This is a genomic window from Tardiphaga sp. 841_E9_N1_2, assembly GCF_051811065.1.
GTDB classification, from domain to species: Bacteria; Pseudomonadota; Alphaproteobacteria; order Rhizobiales; family Xanthobacteraceae; genus Tardiphaga; species Tardiphaga robiniae.
This window is the reverse complement of record NZ_JBPWQC010000001.1, coordinates 2,392,183-2,414,660: the sequence shown is the minus strand read 5'-3', so window position 1 is coordinate 2,414,660 and position 22,478 is coordinate 2,392,183. Positions and strand designations below refer to the sequence as shown.

Sequence of the window (22,478 nt, the reverse complement as noted above, 5' to 3'; positions counted from 1 at the left end):
TGCTACGGTGATCAGCACGTTTTATGCCATCCCATCACATTGCTGAAAGCAAAGCGCATCCAATGCGAAAGTAATGGTTTGCGGAACCCTCCCTCGTGAACCGCATTCTTTGCGTGCCTCGCCCAAATAGAAAGAAAAAGCGTGCTGACAAGAGTTGTCGTCTCGGTCGTGAACTTCTGCACCCGGTTTGCCCTGCCGGTGGTGCTCGTTTGTGTGCTTCTTTCGATTGGCGCGAGCTATTACACGGCGAAGAACTTCTCGATCAATACAGACATCAACAAGCTGATCTCGCCCAATCTCGATTGGCGTCAGCGCGACATTGCCTTCGACAAGGCCTTCGACCAGGAGCGCCTGATTATCGCGGTGGTTGAGGCGCCCACGCCTGAATTCGCCAATGCCGCAGCCAATGCGATGGAGGCGAAGCTGGTCACCAACAAGACGGATTTCGACTCGGTTCGCCGATTGGATGGCGGAGCGTTCTTCGAGAAAAACGGCTTGCTGTTCCTGCCGACCAAGGAAGTTGCGCAACTGACGGGCCAGTTCCAGCAAGCTGCTCCCCTGATTGAAATCATGGCCGGCGATCCCAGTCTGCGCGGTCTCACCGGCGCGCTGGAGACCGGCCTTACCGGCATTCGCCGTGGGCAGCTTCAGCTTGACGCTGCAGCGCCGACCTTCAACGCCGTTTCGCAAACCATCGAGGACGTGCTGAAAACCGGCAAGGGCACCTTCTCATGGCGCGGGCTGGTCAGCGACAAGCCTCTGACGGATGGCGACAAGCGTGGCTTCATCGAAATCAAGCCTATCCTCGACTTCAACGCGCTTGAGCCCGGCAAGACCGCGACAGATGCGATCCGGCAGGCTGCGATCGACCTGAACATCGCTGGCGAATACGGCGCACGCGTGCGGTTGACCGGCCCGGTCCCCATCGCAAACGAGGAATTCTCCACCGTGCAGGATGGAGCCATCGTCAACGGGATCGGTACGGTTTTGATCGTGCTGGTCATCCTCTGGATGGCGCTGCACTCGGCCAAGATCATCGGTGCCGTGTTCGCAACGCTATTCGTGGGCCTCGCCACAACGACCGCCGTCGGTCTCATGATGGTGGGTTCGCTGAACCTGCTGTCGATTGCATTTGCCGTGTTGTTCGTCGGCTTGGGTGTCGATTTCGGCATCCAGTTCAGCGTGCGTTACCGCTCCGAGCGTTACAAGAACGACAACCTGCCGCTCGCTTTGACGAAGGCGGCCGAATATTGCGCCGTGCCGCTGTCGCTCGCCGCTTTCGCAACGGCTGCCGGCTTTCTGTCGTTCCTGCCGACCGATTACAAAGGCGTGTCCGAACTCGGCAAGATCGCCGGCGCCGGCATGATGATCGCGTTCCTGACCAGCATCACCGTTCTGCCGGCATTGCTCGACCTCTTGAATCCCGCGGGCGAAAAGGAGCCCGTCGGTTATGCGTTCCTGGCACCTGTCGACCGTTTCCTGGAAGAGAAGCGCTTCTGGATTATCGGCATCACACTGGCGCTCACGATCGCCGGTCTGCCGTTGCTCTACTTCCTGAAGTTCGACTTCAATCCGATCAACCTGCGCAATCCGAATGTCGAGTCGATCGCGACCTTCCTCGATCTGCGCAAGGATCCGAACACCGGCGCCAATGCCGTCAACATCATGGCGCCGAACGAGGCCGCTGCGAAACAGGTCGAAGAACGTCTCTCGAAGGTCCCGGAAGTTGCTCGTACGATTTCGCTCGGCAGCTTCGTGCCTGAGGATCAGCCCGCCAAGCTGAAGGCGATCCAGGAGGGTGCGAAGATTCTCGAGCCGGCTTTGAACCCTGAGTCGATCGACAAGGCGCCAACCGATGCGGAAAATGTCACCTCTCTGAAGGACTCGGCGGCGAGCCTGCGCAAACTTGCGGGAACGCAGACCAGCCCTGGCGCTGTCGCCGCGAAGCGTCTGGCGGATGCATTGGCCAAGACCGCTGATGCCAGCCAGCCTGTGCGCGATCAGGTGCAGGCGACCTTTGTGGTGCCGCTCAAGCTCGCTTTGGGGCAGTTGCGTAATCTGATGCAGGCGAGCCCGATCAGTTTGCAGACCTTGCCAGCCGAATTGGTGAATTCGTGGAAGACCAAGGATGGCCAGATCCGCGTCGAGGCGCAGCCCAACGGCGATCCGAACGATAACGACACGTTGCGCAAGTTCGCCGATGCCGTGCTGAAGTCCGAGCCGCTCGCCGTCGGTGGTCCGATCTCGATCCTGAAGTCGGGCGACACCATTGTCACCGCCTTCATTCATGCGGGCATCTGGGCGCTGCTTTCGATCTCGTTGTTGCTGTGGCTGGCTTTGCGGCGCATCAGCGACGTGCTGCTGACGATCGTTCCCTTGCTAGTGGCGGGAACGGTTACGCTGGAGATCTGTGTGTTGATCGGCTTGCCGCTGAACTTCGCCAACATCATCGCGCTGCCGCTACTGCTCGGAGTCGGCGTGGCGTTCAAGATCTACTATGTGACGGCCTGGCGGGCAGGCTACAAGAACTTGCTGCAGTCATCGCTGACACGCGCGATTTTCTTCAGCGCGCTGACGACTGCCACGGCGTTCGGCAGCCTGTGGCTGTCGAACCATCCGGGCACCGCGAGCATGGGTAAACTGCTCGCGATGTCCTTTGTCGTGACGCTGGCGGCCGTGCTGCTATTCCAGCCGGCTCTTATGGGTAAGCCGCGCGAGACTAGTGAGTGACCTTGTTGATTTCGGGCAGCAGGCAGATATCGCCGATATCGGCCGGCTGTCCCGGCACCGGCGCTGCAGCGGTTTTCTGACCGGCAGGAGCGGCGGCCTTGGGGGCGCCGGCAGCGGGAGCCGGTGCAGCCTTGGGTGCAGTAGCAACTGTCGGAGTAGCCGCTGGGGCCATCTTGCCGCCGGTGGCGGCGCCTGCCTTGGGCAGGGCGCCCTTGGCGGTGAGGTTCGAGGGGCTCGATGGAATCGACGGGCCTACGCGCGTCCAGGTTTGACCGCCGCACAGGAAACCAAGGACGCATCCTTCGATTTCAAGTTCGTCAGCAGTATCACCGAGCTTGATCGTCGATTTATAGAATTTTCCGTCCTTGGCATTGTAGACCTGACCCGCCCATTTGTCGTTTGCGGCATTCTTTTTCATGTCCAGCAATGTCGCGATGCCCAGAGTGGGGCGCGCCTTCTTGGTGGCATCGGGATTGTTCTTGTCGATCCCGCCGGGGGTCTTTTCCCAGGCTACGGCCCCCCACATGCTGCCACCGCATTCAGCAACACGAATATGCGCGACGCCGTCCTCGACCTTCCAATCGCCGGTCGGATCAGCTGCAAATGCGGGAGCCAGCCCTGCCGAAAACAAGCCTGCCGAAAAAAGGATTCCGCAATATGTAAGAGTACGCGTAGTAATGCGTGGGCGCTGCAACATGTTTAGACCTATGCTTAAGTAGCGGTTCTCGGCGAAGTCAAATCGCCGCATTTACGGTTTTCAGTTGACGAAGCGACCATCAACCGACGTATGTAACTCATGGTATATCCGAATCTAGACGTTTCCGAGATGTTTGTTGAACGGGAGGCGCAGCGTAGCTCGATGCATACGCGCCATCTTAATGAACAGCTCGTTCGAGTCCTCAAGACCATCGGATATGACGTTGGCTTTCAGCGAGGCACCGGCCAGTATTTGTTCGACCGGGACGGCGCCCGTTATCTCGATCTACTGAGCGGATTTGGCGTTTTTGCGATTGGCCGGAACCATCCGGTGATGCGGAATGCGCTCAAAAGCGTGCTCGACGCCGACATGCCCAATTTGGTGCAAATGGATGTTTCCACACTCGCAGGTATTCTCTCAGAGAAGCTGCTGGAAAACGTCCCCTATATGGACAAGGTGTTTTTCGCGAACTCGGGCGCGGAAACCGTCGAGGCGGCTATCAAATTTGCTCGCAATGCGACCGGCCGCGACGGGATCGTATATTGCGATCACGCCTATCACGGACTGACCTATGGCGCGCTGTCGCTGACCGACGACACCAATTTCCGCACCGGCTTCGGCCCGCTGCTCTCGGGCTGCACCACGGTGCCATTCAACGACCTCGAAGCGCTGGAGAAGGCGCTGTCGTCCAAGCAGGTTGCCGGCTTCATCGTCGAACCGATCCAGGGCAAAGGCGTCAACCTGCCCACCGACGAATTCCTGTCGGGCGCCGCTGCGCTGTGCCGCAAATACGGCACGCTGTTCATCGCCGATGAAATCCAGACCGGCCTCGGACGCACCGGAAAATTTCTGGCGATCGAGCACTGGAATGTCGAGCCCGACATGATCCTTCTCGCAAAAGCCTTGTCGGGAGGCCATGTTCCTGTTGGCGCACTGCTGACGCGAAAAAGCATCTTCGACAAGATCTTCAACCGGATGGATCGCTCGCTGGTCCATGGTTCGACCTTCGGCAAGAACGATCTGGCGATGGCCGCCGGTATCGCCACGCTGGAAATCATGAAGCATGAGAAGCTGGTCGAGAACGCGGCTAAGCGCGGTGCCGAATTGCGGCTCGCTCTGCAGAACATGATTCCCGAATTCGAGCTTCTGAAGGAAGTGCGCGGCAAAGGTCTCATGATCGGTGTCGAATTCGGCCCGCCGAAGTCGCTGCGCCTCAAGGCATCATGGAACATCCTGGAGTCGGCCAGCAAAGGCCTGTTCTGCCAGTTGATCACCGTGCCGCTGTTCAAGGAGCAGAAGATTCTGACTCAGGTCTCCGGCCACGGCAGTCACACCATCAAGCTGCTGCCGCCGCTGGTGGTCACCGAGGACGACGGAAAGTGGATCGAGAACTCGTTCCGTACCGTGATCGCCGATAGCCATAAGGTTCCTGGTGCGATCTGGTCGCTCGGCAAGACACTGGTCGACAACGCCGTGCGGAAGTCAGCCTAGGTTTCAGCTCGCTCCTGTTGCAAGTTCGACCTTGCTGCCGAAATCAGCAAGTTCATCGGCGTTCAAATCGCTGACTGCCCAGTAGGTCAGGCCGCGCTCGCTCCAGTGGCGAATGTTGAAGCCCTGAACGGTCTCGATCCTGGCCACGCGTGATTCTGCATTTGTCGTCTGTGCAACGAACAGATTGATCACATGGGTGCGCCGCCGGTAGACGATGGCACCGATCGTTCGTCCATTGACATAATCAAGCCGCCCGCCGATGAGCGTGAAACCTTGCGCGGTGAGATCGACAACCGGCGGCGCCACGTCAAGCCGACCGTTGAACCAGGGCTTCACCGTGTGCTGATCGGTGGAGAGCACGTCGGTGAGGTGTCCGGCCTGCAGCGCGCGCAGATGTGCCGACACCACCTCCGAAAGAATGCGCTGCTCGTCTTCATGGCGAAGCACGACCACGACGAGGCCGGTCGCAGCCACGGCGGACAACACCGATCCCATCGCGAAGCCTTTCAGCACGGCGCGACGATTTGGCGTGTGAGCCTTGGGGAGCGCCGCCTCGATGCGCTGGCGTAGCTGTGGAGGCGCCGTAAAATGCAGATCGCTGGCGGCCATTGCGGATCGCATGTCGCGATAGGCGTTCAGTTGAGCAGCGCAGCGCTGGCAAGTGGCAATGTGCGCCTCGACCTCACGGACATGCCCGGCGTCGAGCTCGTCATCGAGCAATGCGTGAAGAAGAATCTCGGCCTCGTCGCAGGTCATTTGTACGGCTCCTCTTCAGCCATCCACGCGATCCGGAGCATCGCGCGTGCGCGGGCGAGGCGTGACATCACGGTGCCGATGGGTGCGCCGACGATGTCGGAAATCTCGCGGTAAGACAGGTTTTGCATTTCTCGCAGCACGAGGATTTCCCTGAATGGTTCGGCAAGCGCGCTTACGAGACGCTGGATCGTCGTGGCATCGCGGCGTCGGAGCAATTCCGCCTCCGGTGAAGCTTGTGCCTCATGCCAGAGCGGCGCGGCTTCCTGCGACTCTGCCTCGGCGATTTCGGCGATCGCGGTTGGTGAGTTCATGCGACGGGCGAACTCCGCATGGCAGATATTGCGCAGGATGGCGAACAGCCATGGTTTGATTGCAGGGCCACGATAGCTGTCGAAATGTTTCAGCGCGCGCAGATAGCATTCCTGGACGGCGTCTTCGGCGGCGTCGGCATCGCGTAGCAGATAGCGGGCCAGCGTATAGACGTCGTCGAGGCATGGCAGCGCGACCTCGCGAAAACGGCGCGTCCTTTCGCCATCGTCGTCAGCTCTGTGCGCTGGCATCGACTTGTCCTTGCCGGCCGACGCCCGGCCGCCGGGTTTCAGGAGGCCGGGCATCGTTGTGATGCCTTGGTTTTGGCTACTACTCAACCTTGATCATCCCCGTCATATGCGGATGCAGCGAGCAAAAATACGCGTAGTCACCTGGTGACGTGAACGTGAAGGAATAGCTGTCGTCAGTGTCGAGTGTTTTCGACCTGAATTTTCCGGCTGAGACCACGGCGTGCGGGATGTCGTCTCGGTTCTTCCAGGTGACGGTCGTGCCGACCTTGATGGTGAGCTGCGCCGGCTCGAAGGTGAAGTTGTCGATCATCACCGCGAGGTCTTCGCAGCGCGCCGCTGTCATGCAGGCGGTCATGACGGCAAGAACGGCGACACGGATGCAGATGTTGCGTAAGGCGACGGATGTCATGTTGCGATGCCCTCAGCCTTGCAACGGGGTATCGATGATGGCGAGGCGTTCATCGCCGGGTTTGAAGATGATGCTGGCGATGCCCAGCAGGCCGCGTAATTTGTCGTCGGCCACCTTCATGGGGCCGGGTGAGGGCGCTGTCCCCGGTGCCGGTTGTGGAAACGCAGTAGAGCGTGCGGTGTGGAACGTGACGTTGCCTTCCACTTTCTGCATCACCTGATGGATATGGCCGTTCAGCACCGTGACCGAGCCGAAGCCCTTGAGGTAGTCCAGCGCGCGCGCACCGTCTTCGGTGCCCCACCCCCAGGTCGGATAGACCGTCCAGAGCGGAATGTGCGCAAACACCACGATAGGTGTCGATTTAGATCGGCCGCGAAGATCGTCTTCCAGCCACGCGAGTTGTTCGGCGCCGAGGTTTCCAAGTCCGCCGGCTTTGAGATCGACGACGTTCACAAGCCCGATGAAGTGTACGCCGCTTGCGTCGAAGGAATACCAGCCGGAGCCCTTGGTCCCGCGTCCGTAGCGCTCGCGGTAGAGCTTGACCTCTTCGTCGATGAAATCATGCTCGCCGGGGACGTAATGCACATCGAGCCGCGCCTGCGAGATGATGCGGTCGGCATCGTCGAATTCGGAGGCCTTGGAGAGGTGGCTGATATCGCCGGTATGGATCATGAACGACGGCTTGACCGGCATGGCTTTGATCCGGCCGATGGCTTCCTCGAGCGTGCCGATGGCATTGGGATTGGCGGGCTTGTCGAAGCCAATATGGCTGTCGCTAATCTGCAGGAACGTCAGGCCGGTGGGCTCTGCCGCTTGTGCCGAATCAATCAGCCCAAGCGCGTGCGGAACGCCGCCGGCGATGCTCCAGAGCACACCGGTGCCAGCCCACGTCATGCATTCCAATACCTTTCGACGGCTAAGTCTCGGGTCGTCCTGGGAATGATTGTGATCGAATGCACTCATCGCCAATCTCCATCGCCCTGGATTGGGCTATGGGGACTGGATCGGAGATGGCGGATGTTTATTCCGCGAAATGAGGTTATCGCGAATCCGTGATGATCATCGACGCGCCTTTTTCCGCGATCATTGCGGTTGGCGTGTTGGTATTGCCCGATGTAATCGTCGGCATCACCGAGGCGTCCACGACGCGCAATCCGGAGATCCCGTAAAAGCGCAGCCGCTCGTCCACCACGGCCATCGGGTCCGAGGCTGTGCCCATCTTCGCGGTCCCGACAGGATGGAAGATGGTGGTGCCGATATCGCCGGCGGCCTTGGCCAGCGACGCTGCATCGTCGCCAACCGATGGCCCCGGCAGATATTCTTCGGGATGATAGGCGGCGAGCGCCTTTTGCTTCATCAGCCTGCGCGTGACACGGATCGCATCGGCAGCAACCTGACGGTCGTTGTCTGTCGAGAGGTAGTGGGGAGCAATTGCCGGTGCGTCATCGGGCTTCGCCGAGCGCAGTTTGATCTCGCCGCGCGATGTCGGCTGCAGATTGCAGGCAGCAATGGTGATCGCCGGAAAGCGATGCAGCGGATCGCCGAATTTGTCGAGCGAGAGCGGCTGCACATGAAACTGGATGTTGGCGCGTTCGCGATGGGCATCGGAGCGCGTGAAGATGCCAAGCTGCGATGGTGCCATGGTCAACGGTCCGCGGCGGCGAAGCGCGTAATCGACGCCCATCCAGCCACGGCGGAACAGATTGTAGTAGGTCTCATTCAGCGTGCGCACGCCGGAGACCTTGTAAATCGCGCGCTGCTGCAGGTGGTCCTGCAGGTTACGACCGACGCCCTGACGATCGAGTGTGATGTCGACACCAGCGACGGACAGCCACTCCGCGGGCCCGATGCCGGAGCGCTGCAACAGATGCGGTGAGCCAACCGCGCCAGCACACAGGACGACTTCACCCCTGGCGCGTGCCTCGATCTCTTGGCCGTTCTGGGTGAAGCGTACGCCGACGGCGCGGCCGTTTTCGACGATCAGGCGATCGACCATCACCTTGGTTTCGAGCCGCAGGTTCGGGCGGTGCAGTGCGGGCTTGAGAAAGCCGCGGGCCGACGACCAGCGCCGACCGCGCTTCTGGTTGACGTGAAAATAGCCGATGCCTTCATTGTCGCCGGTGTTGAAATCGGCGGTCTTGCGAATGCCCATTTCAGCCGCAGCATTGCCGACGGCGTCGAGTACCTTCCACGACAGCCGTGGTTCTTCGATGCGCCAACCGCCGCCTGCGCCATGGTGTTCGCTGGCGCCAAGGAAATGATCTTCCAATGTCTTGAACGCCGGTAGCACATCGTCATAGCCCCAGCCATTGAGGCCGAGCTGGCGCCAGTGATCGTAGTCGGCCGCCTGGCCGCGCATCGAGATCATGGCATTGATCGCGGAGGAGCCACCGATCACCTTGCCGCGCGGATAGGCCAGCGCGCGGCCATTGAGGCCGGGCTCCGGCTCGGTGCGAAACATCCAGTCGGAGCGGGGATTGCCGATGGCAAAGAGGTAGCCCACCGGAATGTGAAACCAGATCCAGTTGTCGTTGCCGCCGGCCTCCAGGATGAGGACGCGCTTGCCGGGATCTGCCGAAAGGCGATTGGCGACGATGCAACCGGCGGTACCCGCACCAACCACGATATAATCGAAATCACCCTCGAACCGTGTCGTCATCGTTTCCCTGCCGCATCCGTTTCACGGTCTCACCTGCCGTGCCGAAAGGGATTAACGAGGCGGCGGGCGTCTGTACAGCGTGTGATGGGGCCGGTGGGGTGGGCCGTTGGCACGCGACATGCTAGACAAGGATATCGCCGTTCCACCGCATCGAGACCTTGACCCATGCCCATCATCAATCGTGTCGCCGATCTGCAACCGGAAATCATGGCCTGGCGCCGTGACCTGCATGCCCATCCCGAGCTGATGTATGACGTGCACCGGACCGCGGGCTTCGTGGCGGAACGACTGAAGGAGTTCGGTTGCGACGAAGTTGTGACGGGCCTGGGACGAACGGGTGTCGTGGGCGTCATCAGGGGCCGCAAGCCGGCCTCGGGCGAGCACAAGGTGATCGGGCTGCGCGCCGACATGGACGCGCTGCCCATCGAGGAAGAGACCAATCTGCCTTACGCCTCGAAGACCCCCGGCAAGATGCATGCCTGCGGTCACGATGGCCACACGTCCATGCTCCTGGGAGCGGCGCAATATCTCGCCGAAACACGCAATTTCGCGGGCGATGCCGTCGTCATCTTCCAGCCGGCCGAAGAGGGCGGTGCGGGCGCGGCGGCGATGATCAAGGACGGCCTGATGGACCGTTTCAAGATCGATCAGGTCTATGGCATGCACAACAATCCCGGCATGCCGGTCGGCTCCTTCGCGCTGCGTCCGGGTCCGATCATGGCGGCGATGGACCGCATCTCGATCCAGATCGAGGGCAAGGGTGGCCATGCCGCCTATCCGCACAAGACCATCGATTCCGTGCTGGTCGGCTCGCAGCTCGTGATGGCGCTGCAGACGATCGTTTCCCGTACCGTCAATCCCCTGGAATCCGCGGTGCTGTCGATCTGTGAATTCCATGCCGGCCATGCCAGCAACGTCATCCCGGCGACCGCTGAACTGCGCGGCACCGTGCGAACGTTGAACGCCGAAGTGCGCGATCTCATGGAGAAGCGCATGAATGAGGTGGTCAACGGCGTCGCGCTGCAGACCGGCGCGAAGATCGTGCTCGACTATGACCGCGGCTATCCCGTGGTGGTCAACCACCGCGCCGAGACCGACATGGCGGTGCGGGTCGCCAGCGAAATCTCCGGGGCTGAGAAGGTCAATATCGACATGCCGCCGGTGATGGGCGCCGAAGACTTTGCCTATATGCTGGAAGCGCGCCCGGGCGCCTTCATCTTCTGCGGAAACGGCGACAGCGCCGGGCTGCACCACCCCGCCTATAATTTCAACGACGACGCCATCGTCTACGGCACGTCCTATTGGGTGAAGCTGGTGGAGACCACGCTGGCGGCCTGACAGCGGGCGTCCACGCAATGATTTTTAATAGTTGCGTCACAACCTCAGGAACAAGACACAACAGGTGACGTTGAGCCGCGGGAAACAACCCCTGGCTTAACGGAGTGCGCGTCATGGCGACCAAAGACAAAGACCTCAACGATCTCTTTCTCGATACGCTCAAGGATATCTACTTCGCCGAGAAGCAGATCCTGAAAGCCCTGCCGAAGATGGCCAAGGCCGCAACCTCGGACAAACTGCGCGCCGCTTTCGAAAAGCACCACGACGAAACCGAAGGTCAGGTCGAGCGGCTGGAACAGATCTTCGAACTGCTCGACAAGCCCGCCCGCGGCAAGACCTGCGATGCCATCATGGGTATCCTCGACGAAGGCAAGGAGATCATGGACGAGTACAAGGGCACGAGTTCGCTCGATGCTGGCCTGCTTGCTGCGGCACAGGCTGTCGAACACTATGAGATCTCGCGCTATGGCACCTTGAAGGCCTGGGCCACGGAACTCGGCATGAAGGACGCGGTGCGGCTGCTCGACGAGACGCTCAATCAGGAAAAGAAGACCGATGAATCACTGTCGGTGCTGGCGAAATCAGCGGTCAATCTGGCTGCAGCGGCGTAGACTAATTTGCATCGGTGGCGCTTGCTTAACCTCTCTCCGCTCTGCGCGGGGAGAGGTCGCCGCGTCTTCGCGGCGGGTGAGGGGCATGCAAGGTGCTCACCTCGACTACACAATTTGCGGATCGCAAGAGCCCCTCACCCCAGCCCTCTCCCCGCAAGAGCGGGGCGAGGGTGCTCGAGGCCGTCGCGTGGCGTTGAACTTTACTCTGCGGCCTGTGCGTAGTCTTCCGTCGGCGGACACGAACAGACGAGGTTGCGGTCGCCATAGACGTTGTCGACGCGGCCGACCGGGCACCAGTATTTATCGGTGCGCGAGGTCCCCGCCGGAAAACAGCCTTCAGCGCGGGTGTAAGCGCGCTTCCAGTCGTCATCCGCGATATCGTGCACCGTATGCGGTGCGTGGCGCAGCGGCGACGCTTCGACGGTCCAGCGGCCGCTCTCGATATCCGTGATCTCCTTGCGGATCGCGATCATCGCCTCACAGAACCGATCGAGTTCGAGTTTCGATTCTGATTCCGTCGGCTCGATCATCAGCGTCCCCACGACGGGAAAGCTCATGGTCGGTGCGTGGAAACCGTAGTCGATCAGGCGTTTGGCGATGTCGTCGACGGTGACACCGGCGGACGTCTTGAATGTGCGTGGATCGATGATGCATTCATGCGCCACGCGTCCCTTTTCGTTGCGATACAGCACCGGGAAGTGCGGATGCAGCCGGGTGGCAATGTAGTTCGCATTGAGGATCGCAAGCTCGGTGGCCGAGGTGAGACCCGCGCCGCCCATCATCAGGATGTAGATATAGGAGATCGTCAGGATCGACGCCGAGCCATAGGGCGCGGCCGACACCGGACCCACCGGCACATCGCCGTTGGCCGAGGGATGACCCGGCAAATAGGGCGCCAGGTGCGCCTTGACGCCGATCGGGCCCATGCCAGGCCCGCCGCCGCCATGCGGGATGCAGAAGGTCTTGTGCAGGTTGAGATGGCTGACATCAGCGCCGTAATCGCCGGGCCGCGACAGGCCGACCTGCGCATTCAGGTTGGCGCCGTCGAGATAGACCTGACCGCCATTGGCGTGGACGATCTCGCAGATCTCGCGGATATGCTCCTCGAACACGCCGTGGGTCGACGGATAGGTGATCATGATTGCTGCGAGATTGGCAGCATGTTTCTCGGCCTTGATGCGCAGGTCGTTGACGTCCACGTCACCGCGCTTGTCGCAGGCGACGACAACCACATCCATATTGACCATGCTGGCCGAGGCAGGATTGGTGCCGTGTGCCGATGACGGGATCAGGCAGATATTGCGATGGCTGTCGCCGCGCGCCGCGTGATAGGCGCGGATCGCGAGCAGGCCGGCATATTCGCCCTGCGCGCCGGAATTGGGCTGCAGCGATACAGCGTCGTAACCGGTGATGTCGCACAGCCACTTTTCCAGTGTCGCGAAAAGCTGGTGATAGCCGGCGGCCTGTTCGCGGGGCACGAATGGATGCAGCGAGCCCCAGGCGGGCCAGGTCAACGGCATCATCTCGGTGGTCGCGTTCAGCTTCATGGTGCAGGAGCCGAGCGGGATCATCGCGCGATCGAGCGCCAGATCGCGATCCGAGAGCTTACGCATGTAACGGAGGAGTTCGGTCTCGGAGCGATGGCTGTGGAAGACGGGATGGGTGAGGAAGGCCGAGCTCCGCTTCAGCGAGGCGGGCAGGGCGTCGCTGACGCCATGCTCGACGTCTGAATAGCCAAGCTTGCCGCCGAAGGCGCGCCAGATGGCTTCGACGGTTTCCGGCGTCGTGGTTTCATCGAGCGCGATGCCGATGGTGCCGTCACCGATGCGCAGGTTGATCTTCTCGGCCTGGGCTGCGGCAATGATGCCGTCGCGCTTGTCGTCGACGGTCACGGTCAGCGTATCGAAGAACGCTTCGCTCTCCGGCGCGAAGCCGAGCTTCTTCAGGCCGGCGGCCAGCACCAGTGTGCGGCGATGGACCGTACGGGCGATATGCTTGAGGCCTTCAGGGCCGTGATAGACCGCATACATCGAGGCGATGACGGCGAGTAGCACCTGCGCGGTGCAGATATTCGACGTCGCCTTTTCGCGGCGGATATGTTGTTCGCGGGTCTGCAGCGCCAGACGATAAGCGGGCTCGCCGCGGGAATCGATGGAGAGGCCGACGAGGCGGCCCGGGATCGAGCGCTTGATCGCGTCGCGCACCGACATGTAGCCGGCATGTGGACCGCCGTATCCCATCGGCACGCCGAAGCGCTGCGCCGAGCCGATCGCGATGTCTGCGCCGAGTTCGCCCGGCGAGGCCAAAAGCGTCAGCGCCAGCAGGTCGGCGGCGAAGACGGCGAGCGCGCCCTTCGCTTTAAGCGCCGCGATGGCCGGCTTGAAATCGCGCACGATGCCCGTCGTACCGGGATATTGCAGGATCGCGCCGAACACATCGGCTTTGTCGAGGTCAGTGAGCGGATCGCCGATCTGAAGCTTCCAACCGAGCGGCTCGGCGCGGGTACGCAGCACCGCGAGGGTCTGCGGATGAATTTCATGATCGACGAAGAAGGTTTTGGTCTGAACGTTTGAGGCACGCTCGGCCAGTGCCATGGCTTCCGCAGCGGCGGTCGCTTCATCGAGCAGCGACGCATTGGCGACGTCGAGGCCGGTGAGATCGCAGATCATGGTCTGGAAATTGAACAGCGCCTCGAGTCGGCCCTGACTGATCTCCGGCTGATACGGCGTATAGGCCGTGTACCAGGCCGGGTTCTCCAGGATGTTGCGCTGGATCACCGTCGGGAGAACAGTGCCGGAATAGCCCTGGCCGATCAGTGACGTGAACACCGCGTTCTTGGCCGCCATCTCGGTCATATGCGCCAGCGCCTCGGTTTCGCTGAGCGCGCGGCCGAGATCGAGCGGCGTCTTCTGGCGAATTGATGCAGGGAGCGTCTCGCCCATCAGTGCGGACAGGCTTTTCGCGCCGACCGTTTCAAGCATCACACGAATATCGGCTTGCGAAGGGCCGATATGGCGGCGGACGAAATCGGTGGCGACGTCGCCGGAAGATTTGTTCAGGGTCATCTGTTGTTCCTCGAACGAATTTCAGAAGCTCGTCGTGCCCGGCATTCGCCGGGCATGACGACTAGGCGGTGTGGGCTTTGTAGGCGTCGGCATCCATCAGGCCTTCGAGCTCGCTCTTGTCGGAGAGTTTGAGCTTGAAGAACCACGCCTTGCCGTCGGCATCGGAATTCACCAGCGCAGGCTCGGCGGCGAGCGCGTCGTTGATCTCGACGACCTCGCCGGTGATCGGCGCATAGACGTCGGAGGCGGCCTTGACCGATTCCACCACGGCGGCGGCTTCGGCCTTCTTCAGTGCGCGGCCGACTTTGGGCAGTTCGACGAACACGACGTCGCCGAGCTGCGACTGTGCGTAATCGGTGATGCCGACGGTGACGACGTCGCCGTCAATCAGGAGCCATTCGTGGTCTTCGGTGTACAGGGTGGTCATGGATCAGTTCCTCAACGCTTGTAGCTGTGGGGGACGAAGGGCATGGGTGACACTTTCATCGGCATGCGCTGGCCGCGCAGCTCGGCATAGACGGTGGTGCGGTCGGCTGCCTGCGCGCTGGGCAGATAGCCCATTGCAATTGGCGCGCCGAGACTGGGGCCGAAACCGCCCGAGGTGACGCTGCCGATCGATTCGGTGGAGGTCGCATCCGCAAACAGCAACACACCTTCGCGCACTGGCGCGCGGCCTTCCGGCAGCAGGCCGATGCGCTTGCGCGGCGCGCCGCCATCGAGCTGCGCCAGGATCTTGTCGCTGCCGAGAAAACCGCCGGCGCGGGCGCCGCCGGTCCGGCGGCTCTTCTGGATCGACCAGTTCAACCCGCCTTCGACGGGCGTGGTCGTCGTGTCGATGTCATGGCCGTAGAGGCACAGCCCGGCTTCGAGACGCAGGCTGTCGCGGGCGCCGAGGCCAATCGGCAGCACGTCGGGATGGTCGAGTAGGGCAGCGGTCAGCGCTTCGGCCTGATCGTTCGGGATCGAGATCTCGTAGCCGTCTTCACCCGTATAGCCGGAGCGTGAGACGAAGCAGGCAATGCCGTTCACCTGATGCGGGCCGGCATCCATAAACTTCATCGCCGGTGCCTCAGGGCAGAACTTTGCCAGCACGTCCGCGGCCTTTGGCCCTTGCAGGGCGATCAGTGCACGGTCGGGCAGGGTCTCGATAATGCATGTGTCGGTGAGATGCGCGCGCAGATGCGCCTCGTCCTCGTCCTTGCAGGCGGCGTTGACCACCAGAAACAAATGATCGCCGAAATTCGCCACCATCAGGTCGTCGAGAATGCCGCCGGCCTCATTGGTGAACTGGGCATAACGCTGACGCCCCGGTGCCAGCGCCAGAATGTCCATCGGCACCAGCTTCTCGAGCGCCAAGGCCGCATCTTCGAGTTTGCCGGACTTCGCCCGCAAGGTGAGCTGGCCCATATGGGAAACATCGAACAGTCCCGCCGCCGCGCGGGTGTGGAGATGCTCCCTCAGCACGCCGGTGGCGTATTGCACTGGCATGTCATAGCCGGCGAAGGGCACCATCTTGCCGCCACGGGCGACGTGGAGGGCGTGCAGCGGCGTTTGTTTTAAAGTTGAGGGTTTAGCGGTCGCTAGCATATCGACAGCAGACATGTGACGGGTCCTCGCGGTTCCCCGGGACCATTCCCGGAGTGCCTGTACGAGCCCCATCTGTCGCTGTGCCTGAGAGTATTATCCCGTCGGCGGACGCCATCGGCCCGTTCGGGCTCAAAGGCATCTCTTTCCAGATGCTAACCTGTCACGCGGTCCTTTTGCCTGAGAGTTTCCGGGGCGGTTGCTCCTTCGGCGCCGGCCCAAACGGGGGCCAGTCTCTCCCGACGTGACGTCTTTCAACGCCGGCACAAGAGCATGCGTTCCCTGAATCTGTCAACGCGGTTCCGGCACCTATCAACGGCCCTGTGCTGCTGCGGCAAGCCCCTGATCCGCTTGAATGATCCCTTGTCATCCCCTTGCACAGTTTCTGGACAGCCCTAGTCCCGCCGGTCTAAAAGCAACCGGTTGTGGCATTGGCCGGCGGCAAATCTTCAAACAATTTGGCCGTGGGCGATTTTTAGGCGCCAAGTCTTGAACGTAACAAGTTTTGGGCGCAATGGGACTGATATGAGCGGCGTTAACGAGATCAGGTCGGCATTTCTGAATTACTTCGCGGCGAATGGTCACGACATCGTGTCGTCGTCGCCGCTGGTGCCGCGCAACGACCCCACGCTGATGTTCACCAATGCCGGCATGGTGCAGTTCAAGAACGTTTTTACCGGCGTCGAGAAGCGGCCTTATCAGCGCGCGACGACGTCGCAGAAATGCGTCCGTGCCGGCGGCAAGCATAACGACCTCGACAATGTCGGCTATACCGCGCGCCATCACACGTTCTTCGAGATGCTCGGCAACTTCTCGTTTGGCGATTATTTCAAGGAACGCGCGATCGAGCTCGCCTGGAACCTGATCACCAAGGAGTACGGTCTCGCCAAGGACCGCCTGCTGGTCACTGTCTATTCCGAGGATGATGAAGCTTTTGCACTGTGGAAGAAGATCGGCCTGCCGGATTCCAAGATCATCCGCATCCCGACTTCGGACAATTTCTGGCAGATGGGCGACACCGGCCCGTGCGGTCCGTGTTCGGAAATCTTCTTCGACCATGGCGACAAGATTCCAGGTGGCCCTCCCGGTTCGCCCGATGAAGACGGCGACCGTTTCATCGAGATCTGGAATCTCGTTTTCATGCAGTTCGACCAGCTGGCGCCGGGCAACCGCATCTCGCTGCCGAAGCCGTCCATCGACACCGGCATGGGCCTCGAGCGCATCGCTGCGGTGCTGCAGGGCAAGCACGACAATTACGACATCGACCTGTTCGTCGCACTGATCCGCGCCATCGCCGATCTCACCGGCGCCGATCCGCAGGGCCCGATGAAGGCCTCGCTCCGCGTTATCGCCGACCATCTGCGCGCATCCTCGTTCCTGATCGCCGACGGCGTGCTGCCGTCGAATGAAGGCCGCGGCTATGTGCTGCGCCGGATCATGCGCCGCGCCATGCGTCACGGCCAGTTGCTCGGCGCCAAGGAGCCGCTGATGTGGCGCCTGGTGTGGGCGTTGGTGCGCGAGATGGGCCAGGCCTATCCTGAGCTGGTGCGCGCCGAGAGCCTGATCGAAGAAACGCTGCGCCTCGAAGAGACGCGCTTCCGCAGGACGTTGGACCGCGGCCTCGGCATTCTCGACGACAAGAGCGCGTCGCTGAAGAAGGGCGACATGTTCGACGGCGAGACCGCGTTCACGCTGTACGACACCTACGGCTTTCCGCTCGACCTCACACAGGACGCACTGCGCAACCGCGGCATCTCCGTTGATATCGCGTCCTTCACCGATGCGATGGAGAAGCAGAAACAGAAGGCCCGCGCGTCGCGCTTTTCCTCCGGCGAGACCGCGACCGAAGCGATCTGGTTCGAGTTGCGTGAAAAACTCGGTGCGACGGAATTTCTCGGCTACGAGACCGAGTCTGCGGAAGGTGCGGTTACGGCACTGGTGAAGGACGGCAAGGAAGTCGATAGCCTCAAGACCGGCGATACCGGTGCGATCGTTCTCAACCAGACGCCGTTCTATGCGGAGTCCGGCGGTCAGGTCGGTGATCTCGGCATCATGACAGGCGAGGGCGTAACCTTCCGCGTCACCGAAACCCAGAAGCGTGCCGGCGATCTGTTCGTGCATATCGGTACGGTCGAGCAGGGCACGCTGAAAATTGGCGCAGCGCTCGCGCTGGAAGTCGATCACGCCCGTCGCTCATCGATCCGCGCCAATCACTCGGCGACGCATCTGCTGCATGAAGCGCTGCGTCAGGTGCTCGGCGATCACATCGCCCAGCGCGGTTCGCTGGTGGCGCCGGACCGGCTGCGTTTCGATTTCGTGCATCAGAAGCCGATCACGGCCGACGAGCTCCGCCGCGTCGAGGATATCGCCAACAATGTCGTGCTGGAAAACGACGCCGTCACCACGCGCCTGATGGCGGTGGACGATGCGCGCGAGGCTGGCGCCCGCGCGCTGTTCGGCGAGAAATACGGCGATGAAGTTCGCGTCGTCTCGATGGGCAAGACGCCGCGCGAGAGCGGCAGCAATGCGCTCGGCTGGTCGGTCGAACTCTGCGGCGGCACCCATGTGAAACGCACCGGCGATATCGGTATGATCTCGGTCACGGCCGAAAGCGCCGTGTCATCCGGCGTGCGCCGTATCGAGGCGCTGACCGGTAATCATGCACGTCATCACGCCAACGAGACGATGCAGCTCGCCAAGACCGCTGCGAACGAGCTCCGCACGACGCTCGACGACATGCCGGCCCGCATCGCTGCGCTGATGGACGAGCGCAAGAAGCTGGAGCGTGAGCTCTCCGAAGCGAAGAAGACCATCGCCATGGGCGGCGGTGCTGCGGCTGGCGCATCGACCGCTGGTGGCGCATCCGCAGACGTCAAGACTGTCGGCGACATCAAGCTGATGGCCAAGAGTGTGTCGGGCATCGAGATGAAGGATCTCAAGAGCCTCGCCGATGCCGGCAAGAAGCAGCTTGGTTCGGGTGTTGTCGCGATCATCAATGTCGGTGAAGATGGCAAGGCCGGCGTCGTGGTCGGCGTGACCGAGGATCTGACCAAGCGCTTCAGCGCTGTCGATCTGGTGAAGCTCGCCTCTGAAGCCTTGGGCGGCAAAGGCGGCGGTGGGCGGGCGGACATGGCGCAGGCCGGCGGTCCGGACGGCGCCAAGGCTGATGCGGCGCTGGCGGCGATCGAAGCGGCGATCGGCAACTAATCTCGTCATTCCGGTGTCGTGAACGCCGCCAGGCGGGCGCGAACCCGGAATCCCGTAGTGTTTTACTATGTCGAGATTCCCCGCCATTCCAACTGGAATGGCTGAGGTTCACGCTCTCAGCTTCGCTGAGATCGCACCCCGGAATGGCAGTGTGGGTCACACAACCCCATCTCGCGATGACGTGACCGCTCGCGCCTGCGACCATGAGTAGCCCTCGTTAAGGGTGGCATCCCACGCGCCCATGCGGCAAAAAGCGGCATGGAGCATAACACCCCGCTGATTTCCACCGTCGTCGTCGGCCTCGTACTGGCATTCATCCTCGGCCTGATCGCACAGCGCATTCGCGTGTCGCCGTTGGTCGGCTATCTGCTCGCCGGCGTCTTCATGGGTCCATTTACGCCCGGCTATGTGGCGGACCAGAATATCGCCAATGAACTCGCGGAGATCGGCATTATCTTGCTGATGTTTGGCGTCGGCCTGCATTTCTCGCTGAAGGATCTGCTCTCGGTCAAGAATATCGCGATCCCCGGCGCCATCGTGCAAATCGCCGTGGCGACGCTGCTCGGCATCGGCCTTGGCGAGGCACTCGGCTGGTCGTTCGGTGGTGGCCTTGTGTTTGGCCTCGCGCTCTCCGTCGCATCGACGGTCGTGCTGCTCCGCGCGTTGCAGGAACGACGGCTGGTGGACAGCGAGCGCGGCCGCATCGCCATCGGCTGGCTGATCGTCGAGGACCTCGCGATGGTGCTGACGCTGGTGCTGCTTCCGGCGATCGCAGGGCTTCTCAAAGGCGAGGGCAACGGTGCCAGCATGTCAGCGTTGGCGATGCCGGTGCTGATCACGCTCGGCAAGGTCGCGGGCTTCGTGATCTTCATGCTGGTGGTCGGCCGCCGCGTCATCCCGATGCTGCTGCACTATGTGGCGCATACCGGGTCGCGCGAGTTGTTTCGTCTTGCGGTGTTCGCCATCTCGCTCGGGGTCGCCTTCGGCGCAGCCCTCGTATTCGACGTGTCGTTCGCACTCGGTGCGTTCTTTGCGGGCATGATCCTCAGCGAATCCGAACTCAGCCAGCGCGCTGCCAACGAGACGCTGCCGCTGCGCGACGCGTTTGCGGTGCTGTTCTTCGTCTCGGTCGGCATGCTGGTCGATCCGGCGATCATCCTGCGCGAGCCGCTGCCGCTGCTCGCCACCGTGTTCATCATCCTGTTCGGCAAGTCCGCGGCTGCCTTCGGCATCGTCCGGCTGTTCGGCTATCCGACCTCGACGGCGCTGACGATCTCCGCCTCGCTGGCGCAGATCGGCGAGTTCTCCTTCATTCTCGTCAGCCTCGGTGTGGGCCTCGGTCTGCTGCCCGATCGCGGTCGCGATCTTGTGCTCGCCGGCGCGATTATCTCGATCATGCTCAACCCGCTGTTCTTCGCATTGCTCGATCGCTTACTGGCCGATAAGGACGCGAAAGCGGTGGCAGCGAGTGAAGCCGCTGCTGCGGACAGCAAGGAGAAAGCGGTCACGCGCGTCCCGTTGCCGGAGACGCAGCTCAAGGATCACGTCGTGCTGGTCGGACACGGCCGCGTTGGCAGCGTGGTGAGCAGGGCGCTACGCCTGAACAACACGCCGCTGCTGGTGATCGAGGACACGCCAGGTGTCGTCGAGCGCCTGCAGAGCCTCGGTGTCGAAGTGATCACCGGCAATGCCGCGGCGCCCGATATGCTGCAGGCTGCGAATGTGATGGGCGCCAGGGGATTGCTGGTGGCGATTCCGGATGCGTTCGAGGGCGGTCAGATCGTCGCCAAGGCCCGTGCGCTCAACCCTACGCTTCCAATCATCGCCCGCGCCCATTCCGAAGAAGAGATCGCGCATCTCAAGCATCACGGCGCCAATGTCGTGATCATGGGCGAGCAGGAAATCGCCAAGGCGATGCTGCTGCAGATCGGCGCGACGGGCGTGGTTTAGTAGCGCCGTTGCGATCAGGTCATCACACCGACCGCGTCATGCCGCCATCGACGCGAATGTTCTGGCCGGTGATATAGCCAGCGCCATCCGATGCGAGGAATGCGACCGTGGCTGCGATCTCCTCGCTTTTGCCATAGCGTTGCATCGGGACGCTCTGGCGCCGCTCTTCGGTGGCGGGCAGGCTGTCGATCCAGCCGGGCAGCACATTGTTCATCCGTACATTGTCGGCGGCAAAACTATCCGCGAACAATTTTGTGTAAGAGGCGAGACCGGCGCGGAACACGGCGGAAGTCGGAAACATCGCTGAGGGCTCGAATGCCCATGCGGTGGAGATATTGATGATCGCACCGGATTTTTGCTTCTGCATGATCGGCGTCACCAGTCGCGTTGGCCGGATCACGTTCATCAGATAGACATCCATGCCGGTGTGCCACTGCTCGTCGGTGATATCGAGCAGCGGCGCACGCGGGCCGTGACCGGCGCTGTTTACCAGCGTGTCGATCCGGCCCCATTTCTCCAGCGTGCCATCCACCAGCCGCTTCAAATCGTCGCTCGACTGGTTGGAGCCGGTGACGCCGAGGCCACCAAGTTCTTGCGCAAGCGCTTCTCCCTTGCCGGACGACGACAGGATCGCGACCTTGAAGCCGTCGGCTGCAAGGCGACGCGCAGATGCTGCGCCCATGCCGCTTCCACCGGCCGTGATGATGGCGACTTTGCTAGATGACATGAGGCGGTCTCCCTGACTGTTTTTCTGGTCTTCTCTGCTCTAGCGGCAAATCGTTCGGCGTAGAAACGCAAACCTCGCGCCTAGCTCTGTGCCTGCTCGGTATTCTCCACCGCGCCGGAGTGCCCGCCGGCGAAATGTCCTTAGCCCTTGCGCAGGAACACGTAGTCGGCCGAATAGGGCTCGCTCTGTAAAGTGCCGGCGCCGCTGCAGGTGCCGGCCAGCGTGCCGCCAACGGTGTTGATCCGCTGTACCGTGGTCACGCCGCTCAACATGCCGCTGCCGCGATGCGAGGCGGCTTCGAGGCGAAGCCACGGAATGTCCTTGGCAGTGGTGCCTGGTGCGTTGCCGGTCACCTTACCGACCACCGCGCTGCCATCGCTGTATTCCCAGTTCGGTCCGACATAGTGCCGCCCCACGGTCTTGCCATCGGCCATCAGCGTGGCGATCGGCTCGCGGAACGTCCATGTCAGCTTTCCTGAAGCGTCGGCCTTGCACTCATAGACCTGCGCGCCTTCAGCATGCAGCTTGGCGATCTGCGTCTCGCCGGGGGCTGCAATCGCATCCGGCACCTGCGCCAAAGCAGAGAACGCGCCCGCGACACTGAGCGAGAGCGCGACAATCGTGGTCAGGATCGGGCGTTTGAAAACATGTGGCGTATTGCAGGTCATGTGAACCCTCTCTTGCTCTAGTTGGT

General features: G+C 61.8%; 17 protein-coding genes and 1 riboswitch. Of the genes, 6 read left to right on the top strand and 11 right to left on the bottom strand.

Annotated elements, in window-relative coordinates:
• The first annotated feature begins 141 nt into the window (after positions 1-141).
• Complete coding sequence (locus AB8A50_RS11745) at positions 142-2,730, top strand: MMPL family transporter (RefSeq protein ID WP_439077750.1); 2,589 nt, start codon at positions 142-144, stop codon at positions 2,728-2,730.
• On the opposite strand, the gene AB8A50_RS11740 is transcribed toward AB8A50_RS11745, so the two are convergent.
• Positions 2,720-3,427 carry a DUF2147 domain-containing protein gene (locus AB8A50_RS11740; RefSeq protein ID WP_439077749.1) on the bottom strand — a complete coding sequence of 236 codons (708 nt, stop codon included), beginning with the start codon at positions 3,425-3,427 and terminating at the stop codon, positions 2,720-2,722. The two genes, AB8A50_RS11745 and AB8A50_RS11740, sit on opposite strands and share 11 nt — an antisense overlap.
• A gap of 99 nt (positions 3,428-3,526) precedes the next feature.
• Between AB8A50_RS11740 and hpnO the strand changes: the two genes are divergently transcribed.
• Entirely contained in the window at positions 3,527-4,918 is a 1,392-nt protein-coding gene (gene hpnO / locus AB8A50_RS11735) for an aminobacteriohopanetriol synthase HpnO (protein ID WP_439064412.1), read from the top strand.
• A 3-nt stretch (positions 4,919-4,921) separates the two neighbouring features.
• On the opposite strand, the gene AB8A50_RS11730 is transcribed toward hpnO, so the two are convergent.
• The 5 genes from AB8A50_RS11730 to AB8A50_RS11710 all read right to left on the bottom strand — a co-directional run bounded on the left by AB8A50_RS11730 (position 4,922) and on the right by AB8A50_RS11710 (position 9,302).
• The gene (locus AB8A50_RS11730; RefSeq protein ID WP_439077748.1) at positions 4,922-5,674 is read right to left on the bottom strand and encodes an anti-sigma factor family protein; all 753 of its coding nucleotides are present in this window, start codon (positions 5,672-5,674) and stop codon (positions 4,922-4,924) included.
• Positions 5,671-6,234 (bottom strand): sigma-70 family RNA polymerase sigma factor, encoded by a 564-nt coding sequence (locus AB8A50_RS11725; protein ID WP_439077747.1) that lies wholly within the window; start codon positions 6,232-6,234, stop codon positions 5,671-5,673. Before AB8A50_RS11725 ends, AB8A50_RS11730 begins: the two co-directional genes overlap by 4 nt.
• 79 nt (positions 6,235-6,313) lie before the next feature.
• On the bottom strand, positions 6,314-6,643 hold the full coding sequence (locus AB8A50_RS11720) for a cupredoxin domain-containing protein (RefSeq protein WP_089265065.1): 330 nt from the start codon (positions 6,641-6,643) through the stop codon (positions 6,314-6,316).
• A gap of 12 nt (positions 6,644-6,655) precedes the next feature.
• Entirely contained in the window at positions 6,656-7,606 is a 951-nt protein-coding gene (locus AB8A50_RS11715; protein ID WP_439077746.1) for a metallophosphoesterase family protein, read from the bottom strand.
• 76 nt (positions 7,607-7,682) lie between these two features.
• Positions 7,683-9,302: a GMC family oxidoreductase gene (locus AB8A50_RS11710; protein ID WP_439077745.1), complete on the bottom strand. Its 1,620-nt coding sequence runs from the start codon at positions 9,300-9,302 to the stop codon at positions 7,683-7,685.
• A 165-nt stretch (positions 9,303-9,467) separates the two neighbouring features.
• Between AB8A50_RS11710 and AB8A50_RS11705 the strand changes: the two genes are divergently transcribed.
• Positions 9,468-10,640 (top strand): M20 aminoacylase family protein, encoded by a 1,173-nt coding sequence (locus AB8A50_RS11705; protein WP_093756520.1) that lies wholly within the window; start codon positions 9,468-9,470, stop codon positions 10,638-10,640.
• Positions 10,641-10,753: 113 nt separating this feature from the next.
• Entirely contained in the window at positions 10,754-11,251 is a 498-nt protein-coding gene (locus AB8A50_RS11700; RefSeq protein WP_068735876.1) for a YciE/YciF ferroxidase family protein, read from the top strand.
• 200 nt (positions 11,252-11,451) lie between these two features.
• On the opposite strand, the gene gcvP is transcribed toward AB8A50_RS11700, so the two are convergent.
• The 3 genes from gcvP to gcvT form a co-directional block, all read right to left on the bottom strand.
• On the bottom strand, positions 11,452-14,316 hold the full coding sequence (gene gcvP / locus AB8A50_RS11695; RefSeq protein ID WP_439077744.1) for an aminomethyl-transferring glycine dehydrogenase: 2,865 nt from the start codon (positions 14,314-14,316) through the stop codon (positions 11,452-11,454).
• 61 nt (positions 14,317-14,377) lie between these two features.
• A complete protein-coding gene (gcvH, locus tag AB8A50_RS11690; RefSeq protein WP_089265060.1) occupies positions 14,378-14,743 on the bottom strand; it encodes a glycine cleavage system protein GcvH in 366 nt (121 codons plus the stop codon).
• An 11-nt stretch (positions 14,744-14,754) separates the two neighbouring features.
• Positions 14,755-15,918 (bottom strand): glycine cleavage system aminomethyltransferase GcvT, encoded by a 1,164-nt coding sequence (gcvT, locus tag AB8A50_RS11685; protein ID WP_439077743.1) that lies wholly within the window; start codon positions 15,916-15,918, stop codon positions 14,755-14,757.
• A gap of 140 nt (positions 15,919-16,058) precedes the next feature.
• Positions 16,059-16,153: riboswitch (glycine riboswitch) on the bottom strand.
• Positions 16,154-16,425: 272 nt separating this feature from the next.
• On the opposite strand from gcvT, the gene alaS reads away from it, so the two are divergent.
• Positions 16,426-19,107: an alanine--tRNA ligase gene (gene alaS / locus AB8A50_RS11680; protein ID WP_439077742.1), complete on the top strand. Its 2,682-nt coding sequence runs from the start codon at positions 16,426-16,428 to the stop codon at positions 19,105-19,107.
• A gap of 258 nt (positions 19,108-19,365) precedes the next feature.
• Positions 19,366-21,057, top strand: a complete 1,692-nt coding sequence (ybaL, locus tag AB8A50_RS11675; protein ID WP_439077741.1) for a YbaL family putative K(+) efflux transporter — start codon at positions 19,366-19,368, stop codon at positions 21,055-21,057.
• A 22-nt stretch (positions 21,058-21,079) separates the two neighbouring features.
• Here ybaL and AB8A50_RS11670 read toward each other — a convergent pair whose 3' ends face one another.
• Entirely contained in the window at positions 21,080-21,784 is a 705-nt protein-coding gene (locus tag AB8A50_RS11670) for an SDR family oxidoreductase (protein WP_439077740.1), read from the bottom strand.
• Positions 21,785-21,924: 140 nt separating this feature from the next.
• A complete protein-coding gene (locus AB8A50_RS11665; protein WP_439077739.1) occupies positions 21,925-22,452 on the bottom strand; it encodes a DUF3455 domain-containing protein in 528 nt (175 codons plus the stop codon).
• Between the last annotated feature and the right edge of the window lie 26 nt (positions 22,453-22,478).

What these genes read in the sequence shown, in the direction of transcription:
- AB8A50_RS11740 (WP_439077749.1), bottom strand. Translation starts at nt 3,427, where the DNA reads ATGTTGCAGCGCCCACGCATTACTACGCGTACTCTTACATATTGCGGA.
- hpnO (WP_439064412.1), top strand. Translation starts at nt 3,527, where the DNA reads ATGGTATATCCGAATCTAGACGTTTCCGAGATGTTTGTTGAACGGGAG.
- AB8A50_RS11730 (WP_439077748.1), bottom strand. Translation starts at nt 5,674, where the DNA reads ATGACCTGCGACGAGGCCGAGATTCTTCTTCACGCATTGCTCGATGAC.
- AB8A50_RS11725 (WP_439077747.1), bottom strand. Translation starts at nt 6,234, where the DNA reads ATGCCAGCGCACAGAGCTGACGACGATGGCGAAAGGACGCGCCGTTTT.
- AB8A50_RS11720 (WP_089265065.1), bottom strand. Translation starts at nt 6,643, where the DNA reads ATGACATCCGTCGCCTTACGCAACATCTGCATCCGTGTCGCCGTTCTT.
- AB8A50_RS11715 (WP_439077746.1), bottom strand. Translation starts at nt 7,606, where the DNA reads ATGAGTGCATTCGATCACAATCATTCCCAGGACGACCCGAGACTTAGC.
- AB8A50_RS11710 (WP_439077745.1), bottom strand. Translation starts at nt 9,302, where the DNA reads ATGACGACACGGTTCGAGGGTGATTTCGATTATATCGTGGTTGGTGCG.
- AB8A50_RS11705 (WP_093756520.1), top strand. Translation starts at nt 9,468, where the DNA reads ATGCCCATCATCAATCGTGTCGCCGATCTGCAACCGGAAATCATGGCC.
- AB8A50_RS11700 (WP_068735876.1), top strand. Translation starts at nt 10,754, where the DNA reads ATGGCGACCAAAGACAAAGACCTCAACGATCTCTTTCTCGATACGCTC.
- gcvP (WP_439077744.1), bottom strand. Translation starts at nt 14,316, where the DNA reads ATGACCCTGAACAAATCTTCCGGCGACGTCGCCACCGATTTCGTCCGC.
- gcvH (WP_089265060.1), bottom strand. Translation starts at nt 14,743, where the DNA reads ATGACCACCCTGTACACCGAAGACCACGAATGGCTCCTGATTGACGGC.
- gcvT (WP_439077743.1), bottom strand. Translation starts at nt 15,918, where the DNA reads ATGTCTGCTGTCGATATGCTAGCGACCGCTAAACCCTCAACTTTAAAA.
- alaS (WP_439077742.1), top strand. Translation starts at nt 16,426, where the DNA reads ATGAGCGGCGTTAACGAGATCAGGTCGGCATTTCTGAATTACTTCGCG.
- ybaL (WP_439077741.1), top strand. Translation starts at nt 19,366, where the DNA reads ATGGAGCATAACACCCCGCTGATTTCCACCGTCGTCGTCGGCCTCGTA.
- AB8A50_RS11670 (WP_439077740.1), bottom strand. Translation starts at nt 21,784, where the DNA reads ATGTCATCTAGCAAAGTCGCCATCATCACGGCCGGTGGAAGCGGCATG.
- AB8A50_RS11665 (WP_439077739.1), bottom strand. Translation starts at nt 22,452, where the DNA reads ATGACCTGCAATACGCCACATGTTTTCAAACGCCCGATCCTGACCACG.